The organism is Sphingosinicella sp. (genome assembly GCF_052388015.1).
GTDB lineage: Bacteria > Pseudomonadota > Alphaproteobacteria > Sphingomonadales > Sphingomonadaceae > Allosphingosinicella.
Window position 1 is genome coordinate 1 of record NZ_JBQTIN010000139.1, and the last position, 7,981, is coordinate 7,981.

General features: G+C 65.8%; 6 protein-coding genes. 2 read left to right on the top strand and 4 right to left on the bottom strand.

The genetic code is table 11. The features are described from left to right. From ACT4N3_RS11775 to ACT4N3_RS11790, 4 genes are all read right to left on the bottom strand, one after another. The coding region (locus ACT4N3_RS11775; RefSeq protein ID WP_444855414.1) for a PAS domain-containing protein at nucleotides 1–1,095 on the bottom strand (1,095 nt) is incomplete at its 3' end. A 58-nt stretch (nucleotides 1,096–1,153) separates the two neighbouring features. Beyond that, nucleotides 1,154–2,968, bottom strand: coding sequence for a hypothetical protein (locus ACT4N3_RS11780; RefSeq protein ID WP_444855415.1), 1,815 nt, complete (start codon nucleotides 2,966–2,968; stop codon nucleotides 1,154–1,156). A 50-nt stretch (nucleotides 2,969–3,018) separates the two neighbouring features. Continuing rightward, nucleotides 3,019–4,929, bottom strand: a complete 1,911-nt coding sequence (locus ACT4N3_RS11785; protein ID WP_444855416.1) for a M1 family metallopeptidase — start codon at nucleotides 4,927–4,929, stop codon at nucleotides 3,019–3,021. 130 nt (nucleotides 4,930–5,059) lie between these two features. Continuing rightward, nucleotides 5,060–5,686 carry a hypothetical protein gene (locus ACT4N3_RS11790; RefSeq protein ID WP_444855417.1) on the bottom strand — a complete coding sequence of 209 codons (627 nt, stop codon included), beginning with the start codon at nucleotides 5,684–5,686 and terminating at the stop codon, nucleotides 5,060–5,062. A gap of 675 nt (nucleotides 5,687–6,361) precedes the next feature. Between ACT4N3_RS11790 and ACT4N3_RS11795 the strand changes: the two genes are divergently transcribed. Continuing rightward, nucleotides 6,362–7,279, top strand: a complete 918-nt coding sequence (locus ACT4N3_RS11795; protein ID WP_444855418.1) for a class I SAM-dependent methyltransferase — start codon at nucleotides 6,362–6,364, stop codon at nucleotides 7,277–7,279. A 13-nt stretch (nucleotides 7,280–7,292) separates the two neighbouring features. Beyond that, nucleotides 7,293–7,919 (top strand): class I SAM-dependent methyltransferase, encoded by a 627-nt coding sequence (locus ACT4N3_RS11800; protein WP_444855419.1) that lies wholly within the window; start codon nucleotides 7,293–7,295, stop codon nucleotides 7,917–7,919. Nucleotides 7,920–7,981 lie beyond the last annotated feature (62 nt).

A 7,981-nucleotide genomic window follows, 5' to 3' on the forward strand; every position in this document is an offset into this window, starting at 1 on the left:
GCGATTGGGCAGGCCGGTGAGCACGTCCATATTGGCGAGGTTGGTCAGCCGCTCCTGCTGGCGGCGCACCTCGCTGATGTCCTGGCCGACGCCGCGAAAGCCCTGGAACTGGCCGGCGACGTCCGAAATCGGGTCTCCCGACAGGCTGATCCAGCGGCTGCCGCGCCGAGTCTTGAGCTCCATCTCCAGGTTCGCGAAGGGCTGGCGGGCGAGCAGGGTGCGACCGAGCGCCGAGGAGCCGCCCAAGGAGGCGGGGAGCGAATGCCCGATCAGCTGGTTGGTCGAGCGGCCGAGCAGGGCCGTCATCCGGGGCGAGATATAGACCACCCGGTTCTCGGCATCGACCTGCCACAGCCAGCCGACGCCGCGATGCTCATATTCGTTCAGGAGCAGGCGGATCGATTCGGCCTGCGTCCGGGCGCGGGCGATCGCTTCCATCTGGCCGAAGATCCAGCGGGTGAGGCGGGTCACGCTGAACGCGCCGGCGCCGGCGATCAGCATGTAGGTGAGCCCGATGCGGGGATCGAGCGTCGCGCCGCCGAGATAGAAGGCGACGCAGAAGGCACAGGTCAAAGTCGCGATCCAGGCGATCGCGGCGGACGGAATGGCGACGAAGGCGATCGCTGCGGCGGTCATGCCCGCCATCACGCCGCCCATGACGAGCTGGGTCGAGGCGTCCTGGGTCGCGAAGGCGTAGCTCGGCAGCACCGCCCAGAGCGACGCGAGGCCGACCGCCTCCGCGACGGCGGTCCAGGCGGCGGGCGGGCGGGCGTTGCGGCTCGTGCCCCAAGAGGCGGCGACCATCGCCCGGCGGGCCGAAACCCAGTTGGTGAAGGCCACCAGTGCCACCCAGCCGACGACCCATTCGAGCCGGACCGAGCGGTACATCGCCCAGCCGGCGATCAGCGCGCCGACAAAGGCGGTGACGCCGAGAAAGGGCGCGAACAGGGCCCGGGCGCGGACCTGGCCGTTATGGAGGTGCGCCTCGCGCAGCCGCTCGCTCGCCGCGTCGAAGCCGAGCGCGTGCAGCTCCTGCTCGGGCGTGGCGGGCGCCCCGGCGGATTCGTTGTCATGGGGAATCGGGCTCTGAAACATCAACGTCCGCGCGGCTGGAAACAGGCATTTCCCTTAGCCGCAAGGGCTTGATGGAGTGTTAAGTTCGGGCCTTCTTGAGCCGCTTTGGCGCTGGTGGAACAGCCGGTTCCGGAGTCGGTCCCGACGCCATATTTTCGAGCAAGGTCGCAAATCGCCGCTGGCGGGCGGCGATGACGTGCAGCGCGCGGCCCAGCGAGGGCGCGATCTCGGCCAGAACCGCCCGCGCGTCGCGGTCCTGGATGCTGCCGTCCGGCCGCGGCCCGACCAGCAGCCAGGCGATCGCCTCCGGCTCGCCGGCGGGGCGGGCGATCAGCGCCACGCGGACCGGGAACAAAGGGTCATCGCGCGCCACGACGACCGCGTCCGGCTGCTGCGGCAAGGCGGCCGCGGCCAGCCATGATCCGACCTCCCCGGCGCCGACGCCGAACAGCGCGCCCGCCGCCCATCCCGCCTCGCCGCGCACCGCGATCGCGGTCGCCCGCGCCTTCATCGTCAGGCCGACGGCGCGGCAGGCGTGGCCGAGCAGCAGGCCGGCATCGTCATTCTCGCTGAGATCGCTCGCCGCCGCTGGCAGCTCGCGGCTGAGCGCGATCAGGTCGCGGCGCGACCAGAGCTCGACCCGCCGCTCGATCCAGCTGCCGACCGGCGCGATCAGCATCGCGGTCAGCGCGCCGGCCGAGGGCACGACCACCATGTCGTTGCCGAGCACCGGCCCGAGCGCGACCTTCAGGACCTCGATCGTCGCGGTGAAGAAGAAGGCGAGCAAGGGCGCCGCGATCGCCCAGACCGCCGAGCGGGTGATCGCCGCGTCGGCATCGTAAAGCCGGTAGCGCAGCAAGGCGACGATCAGCCCGCCCCACAGGCAGATCGTGTAGCCAAGGTCGAACAGGTCCGACGCCATGTCGTTGACGATGACGTACCAGAGGTCGTCGCGGGCATATTGGAGCTGGCTGCAGGCAAGCAGGCCGAGCGCGCACACCGCCGAGCCGGCGAAACCGAGCATCGCCCAGCGCAATTGCTGACGCTGGTCGGTGGCCGCAGTGCGCCGCAGCCGCGGGATCGTCGCCAGGGCGCTGGCCGCGAGCAGGACCAGCACACCTTGCCCATAGAGGTACGGATCCCAGAAATAGGCCAGCGCCCAGAGCAAGTTAAGGCCGAGCAGCACGATGCTGGTGCGGGTCGCGAAGCGGCCGTCGGGGAAGGCGAGCAGCGCCATGGGCAGCAGCAGCGCCGTGACGCTCAGGATCGCGACGCTCGCCGCGACCGGGAGCTCGCCATAGCCGCCGACCGCGGTCGCGAGCGGGATGAGCGCGAGCAAGGCGGCGACCGGGTTGCTGCGGTCACCCCGGAACAAGAGGATCGAGGCGAGGATGCCGAGCAGATTGCCGAGGACGAGGATGGCGAACGTCCAGCCGGCCATGAACGACGCGCTGAAGCCGGCGCTGCGTAGCGCCTCCTCGACATGCGCGGGCCCGAGCGTGACGGGAACGTCGCGCAGCTGCCCGCCCGGTTCGGCGAGCCGCAACACCATCACGTCCCCGTCCGCCCCGTCGACGACGGCGTCGAGCCCCTCATCGACCGTCGCCGAATCGTTGATCGCGACGATACGGTCGCCACCGTCCACGCCGGCCCGCCGCGCCTGGAGCGAGCTGACGTCGAAGACGACCAGCCCCGGCGTGCCGTCGCGGGTATAGTTGATCCCCGCCCGGAGCAGCGGAATGCGCTCCGGCCCGTCCCACGCGCTGGCGAGCGCGATCAGCACCGTCGTCGCCAGCGCGGCGGCGAGCAGCAGCCACCACAGCACGGCATAGACGCGCAGCGCCCAGCCGCCGAGCGGCGGCACGCGCCAGCCCTGGAAACCGGATTCGACCACCTTTCATCCCCCGGCGGCCAGCTTTCCGCAGCCCGGGGTCAAAAGCAATGTCAGCCGCGCATCAGCGCGTCGACCGAACTGGCGGTGACCGGGTGCCAGCTCGGCCGCACGCGCTGGTAGAGGCGCCGCGCGATCGGCCGGCCCCAGTCGCCCTGCGCCATCAGCGCCTGGAACAAGGGCACGACGAACTTTCGCCGGCCCATGGTCGCGAGGAAGCGCTCGGTCGGCGCCACCGCCGGCTGGTAGCGGTTGGCGAGCGCGAGCCGGAGCCAGGCGAACAGCACCTCTGAATTTCCGCTTTGCGAGAGGCCCAGCGCGTCGTCGAGCGCCGCCAGCCGCGCTCCGTCCTGCCGGCGCGGCAGCGCGTCGATGAAGCGCAGCCGCTCGGCCGTCGTCCAGTCGACATAAGCGGCAGGCGGCACGCCGCCGCCTTCATACGCCACCAGCGCCGCGTCGACGCCGGCAAAGGCGCGCGGATCGGGCCGTGCGGCGTTGGCCGGCACGCCGGCGCCGTAGATCCAGTCCTGAAGGCCGAGCCGTTCCTCCAGCGCCGCGTCGCCTCGGATGAGGTGCTGGCGCAGGTCGGCGAGGAAGCGGGCCGAGGTCATCGGCTGGAAGGCGTGGCGGTCGAAATAGGCGCGCAGATAAGCGTCCCAGCGCTCGCGGCCGATGATCGTCTCCAGCGTCCGCAGGAACAGTGCGCCCTTGTCGTAGGCGATGGTCACCCCGAAGCTGTCGGGGTCCTGCCCCTCGACGGGCACGTGCAGCCTTGTCCCGTTCGTGGTGGCGCCGATCTCGGCCATGTCGCGCTGCATCGAATCCCAGGACAAAGCCGCCTCCTGCGCCGCCCGCTCGCGGCCGTAGAGCGCCTCCATGATCCTGTTCTCGAAATAGGAGGTAACGCCCTCGTTCAGCCAGGAATCGCCCCAGGCGGCGTTGGTGACGAGATTGCCGGACCATGAGTGGGCCAGCTCGTGCGCGACCAGCCCGACCAGGCTGCGGTCGCCGGCTATGAAGGTCGGGGTCAGGAAGGTGAGGGTCGGGTTCTCCATCCCGCCATAAGGGAAGCTCGGCGGCAGGACGAGCAAATCGTAGCGGCCCCAGCGATAGGGGCCGTAGAGCCGCTCCGCCGCCTCTACCATCCGCTCGGTGTCGACCAATTCGGCGGCCGCCCGGTCGAGCATCGCCGGCTCGGTCCAGACGCCGGTGCGCGGCCCCAGCGACCGGAAGGCGATGTCGCCGGCCGCGATGGCGATCGCATAGCTCGGCACCGGATGGTCCATCCGGAAGCGGAATGCGCGCCGCCCTTCCTCGGCCGCCTCGCCCTCGGGCATCAGCCGATCGCCGGACATGACCACAGTCAGCGCCGCCGGCGCGGTGATCCGCGCTTCCCAGGTCTGGCGGATGCCGGGGCTGTCCTGGGTCGGGATCCAGGTCCGGTTGAGGATCGCCTGGCCCTGGCTGAACAGATAGGGGTGCCGCCCGCCGGCGGTCTGGGCCGGGGTCAGCCATTGCAGCGCCGCCGCGTCCGGCGCGGAGCGATAGGCGATGCGGATCTGCCGCGCCGCGCCCATCCGCACGGCGACCGGACGGCCCCGGATTGCGTCGCCCTCGCCGATCGTGAACGGCAAGGCTTGCCCGGTGGCGTCGGTGACGGCGCTGATCTCCAGCCCCTTGGAATCGAGGATGATCTCCTCCGCGCCGTCCGCCGCCTGGATGTCCAAAGCCGCCGTGCCCCCGATCCGGTGCGCCTCGAAATCGAGCGCCAGGTCGAGCGCGACATGGGTCACCCGCGCCACCTCGGGCCGGGCGAAGCTGTGCCAGTCGCGAGCCTCCGCCCCGGTCAGGATCGGCGCCACCTGCCGCGGCCCGGCATCGGCCTCCGCGCGCGCATTGTTGCCGCCGGGCGAGATCGAGCAGGCGGAAAGGACCAGAGCGGCGAGGGCGAGGAGGCTGCGCATAGGAACTTCCGAACGGATGAGTATGGCGGTACCCGAGCAAACGCGCGGTGGAGCAGACCTATCCCAACCGTCGGCTCCTCCGTTTCAGCCGCCCACAAAATCGAGTCGTTCGGATAGGAGCTGTCGCCGTTTAGGGCCACTTCTCAGGAGCTCCGCTTGGTAGCGGAAGCAGGAGGTCGTCTAGTCCGAAGGGCGTTCCCTTTACGGCTTTGTGTCCTACCGTATCGGACACTCTGCTAGTGACGAAATCCTGGAACGTTCCCGTTTTTCCTGTTTTTGAATTACGCGATAACAACGCTGATCGTAACGCGCCCGCTATGCTAGCTGTAACGCGTCCGCCACTAAGTGTGTGCTCGATGCAGCCGAGGCTGACAGAACTTTGCGCCGCCAGCTCTTCTTTGCTTAGCTTGGCTCCATCCATTAACTCTTGGAGACGAGGCACTGCGAAAAGAGCGGCCACAATGTCACTGTTGCTCAATGGGCCATGCTTGGCCTGCAAGTCCTCTGGCAACCCCAGATAGGCTTCCAGAAGCTGCTCCGCCTTTCCATGCGTGACGGCTTTCAGCAGCATGACATTACCGATTATGTGCAGCGAAAACTCCTTATCAAGCCTCTGCGCCTGCCCCGCTCGGTGCAGCTCGCTATTGGTGAAGCCGTGCGTCTGGGAGGCCGAAGCGCGCACGAGTTTGGGAATGTAACAGTTGGCGGAGCGCCTTAGACTCCGCCAGTGCTGCTCCGGAATGGCAACGTCCGCCATTGGCGCTCTCTTTCGACAAACGCCTTGGCAAACCCCCCGGCGGATGCGGGCCCATTTAACGTTCTTGGCGCCTTCTAGTCAAGCAAAGAGCAGCCAAGAAGTCTTCTCCGAGGGCTGTAGGTCGTCACTTAGTAATGCGCTGCTCCGTATTTGTATGAATGTTCCTGTAGGCTACTGAAGCAAACATGGAAAGTGTCGGAAGCGCGGGGCCCAAAAAGAAGGGCGGCCGGGTGGACCGCCCTTCCCGCAGCTCTGTGTTGCCACAGCGCCTTTCGCAGGTCGCCAATGGCATAATTCGGCATGGCATTCAAGAGGGATCAGAAGGCTTCAATCTCAACACGCCTCCGAATGAGAGGCGCACCAAGAATATGAAAATGCGCTACTGCTGCTGACTGCGTCACCTATAGCCCTTAGTTTTATACACGTTACTCATGTATTCAGCAAGTGATATAGGATAAATTTGATCATCATAATCCTACGTGTATAATATGTAGAAGCTCACAGTAGCTGTCAATAGCTTTCTTCGGCGACATAGGGCGTAATCTATGCTTACGTTAATGTTGACATTCTGAAACGCTGCGCATATCTAGCTCTGGTCAGGGCCACGGCGCCTTTCGCTCAGACCCGAGGGCCCGACCACCGCTTCCGTTTGGAGGCCGAGATGGGAATGGGGCCATGGACTATCGCCAGCTCGCGAAAGCGACAGCGTTGGGTCTGCCGATCCTCTTGTCGGAGGGGACGCGCTCCAACGGGGGTGGGCTTTTGCCCGCCGAGGATGCTGCCCTCGCCTCCACCGCGAACGGTACGACGCCTCGGCTCTCGAGGACAAGACAGGTATCCGCAGTCTTCAGCGGCTTGGCCGAGGGCTGGTCCACTAAGGCCGACCTGATCGAATCTCGGGGAGGAGTGAGTGATCGGGCGACGAAGGCTCTGCTTGAGATGCTCAAGCCGGGCCTTCGACTTCTCGATCTTGGCGCTGGCGACGGCAAGGTCGCGAACGTGGTCCTAGGCGTCCAGCCTGATACGGACTTGACCTTGGTCGATCACGCGCCAGGAATGGTCCGCGCTCTTCGGCAGCGCTTTGGTCCGTGTCCAAATGTACGCGTCCTAGAAGCTGACCTAAGCACGATAGACCGCGAGCTGGCGGCGGAGCGGTTTGATCTCGTAGCTTTTTTCCAAGTACTGCATCACCTTTCCCGCCCAAAAGCCGCGCTAAGAGCCGCCGCGGCTTTGCTGTCCGACAACGGCAGAATCGTAACGTTGACTGTGGGCAGTGGCCATCATGAAGCGATCTTTCCCACGACGAGATGGGACGGCCTCGGGCGCCGTCGCACATCGGCCTGGGCTGCCCTTACGGAGGAGGCGGGTCTCGATATCGACGCGCTTTACCGAGACGAAAGCTGGTTCGCCTTCCGGGACGGGGACGCTTACGCGCAGTTTGTGCACCGGATCGGGTCGCTCGAAAAGCTCGGCAGCTATGAATCGCTTCGTGGGTCCGAATTGGACGCAGCCCTTGGCGAGACAGCGACAAGGGCTGCGACCGCACGCTGCGTCATCACAATAGTCGCGCGGCGTAGGTCGTCATCATTATAGAATGGAGGTTCGCATGTTTTCCCACGCTTGGAACTCTGCGCTCGAAGCGAGCTTCGATCGTTGGGCAAATGCCTACGACGCAGAAGTGCAGCCAAAACTTGCACGTCGCGGCTATGGTTATCGCCAGCTGGCAGAAATTGTCTTGGGCCATGTACAGCTTGACATGATCAGCTGCAGAAAAGCTCAAGTGTTCGAGTTGGGTGTGGGAACCGGTCTTCTGGGAACACATCTTCGTGCCCTCCTCCCGGAACATGTGAGGCTTGCCGGCCTCGACATCTCAGCGGAGATGCTCAAGCGCGCGGGTTTGACCAGAGCTTATGATCAAACATATCATTCAACAGCTGAGCACCTGCCCGTGACTTCGAACAGTTGCGACGCGGTCGTGAGCGCCTTCATGATCCACAGCATCCTTCGCCGCGAATTGGTGCTTTCCGAGATTTTTCGGGTGCTCAAACCGGGTGGCAAGCTAGCGCTTGTCGACCTCTATCGGACAACCCCTCGCTGGCCTGTTTTGTCGGTCTTAGTCGACAACATTTTGTCGACCCGCCTCGAACGTGGAGCTCCGTCGAGATATATTAGGGTCCGGACCCATAAACGGGATTCCCAAGGCGGCGAAGGGGTGATTCAACGCGTTCGGTGAGGAGGCGTTGGAGATGGCGGATTTCTTCTGGTTTTCGGATGCGCAGTGGGCGCGGATCGCGC

What these genes read in the sequence shown, in the direction of transcription:
- ACT4N3_RS11785 (WP_444855416.1), bottom strand. Translation starts at nt 4,929, where the DNA reads ATGCGCAGCCTCCTCGCCCTCGCCGCTCTGGTCCTTTCCGCCTGCTCG.
- ACT4N3_RS11795 (WP_444855418.1), top strand. Translation starts at nt 6,362, where the DNA reads ATGGACTATCGCCAGCTCGCGAAAGCGACAGCGTTGGGTCTGCCGATC.
- ACT4N3_RS11790 (WP_444855417.1), bottom strand. Translation starts at nt 5,686, where the DNA reads ATGGCGGACGTTGCCATTCCGGAGCAGCACTGGCGGAGTCTAAGGCGC.
- ACT4N3_RS11800 (WP_444855419.1), top strand. Translation starts at nt 7,293, where the DNA reads ATGTTTTCCCACGCTTGGAACTCTGCGCTCGAAGCGAGCTTCGATCGT.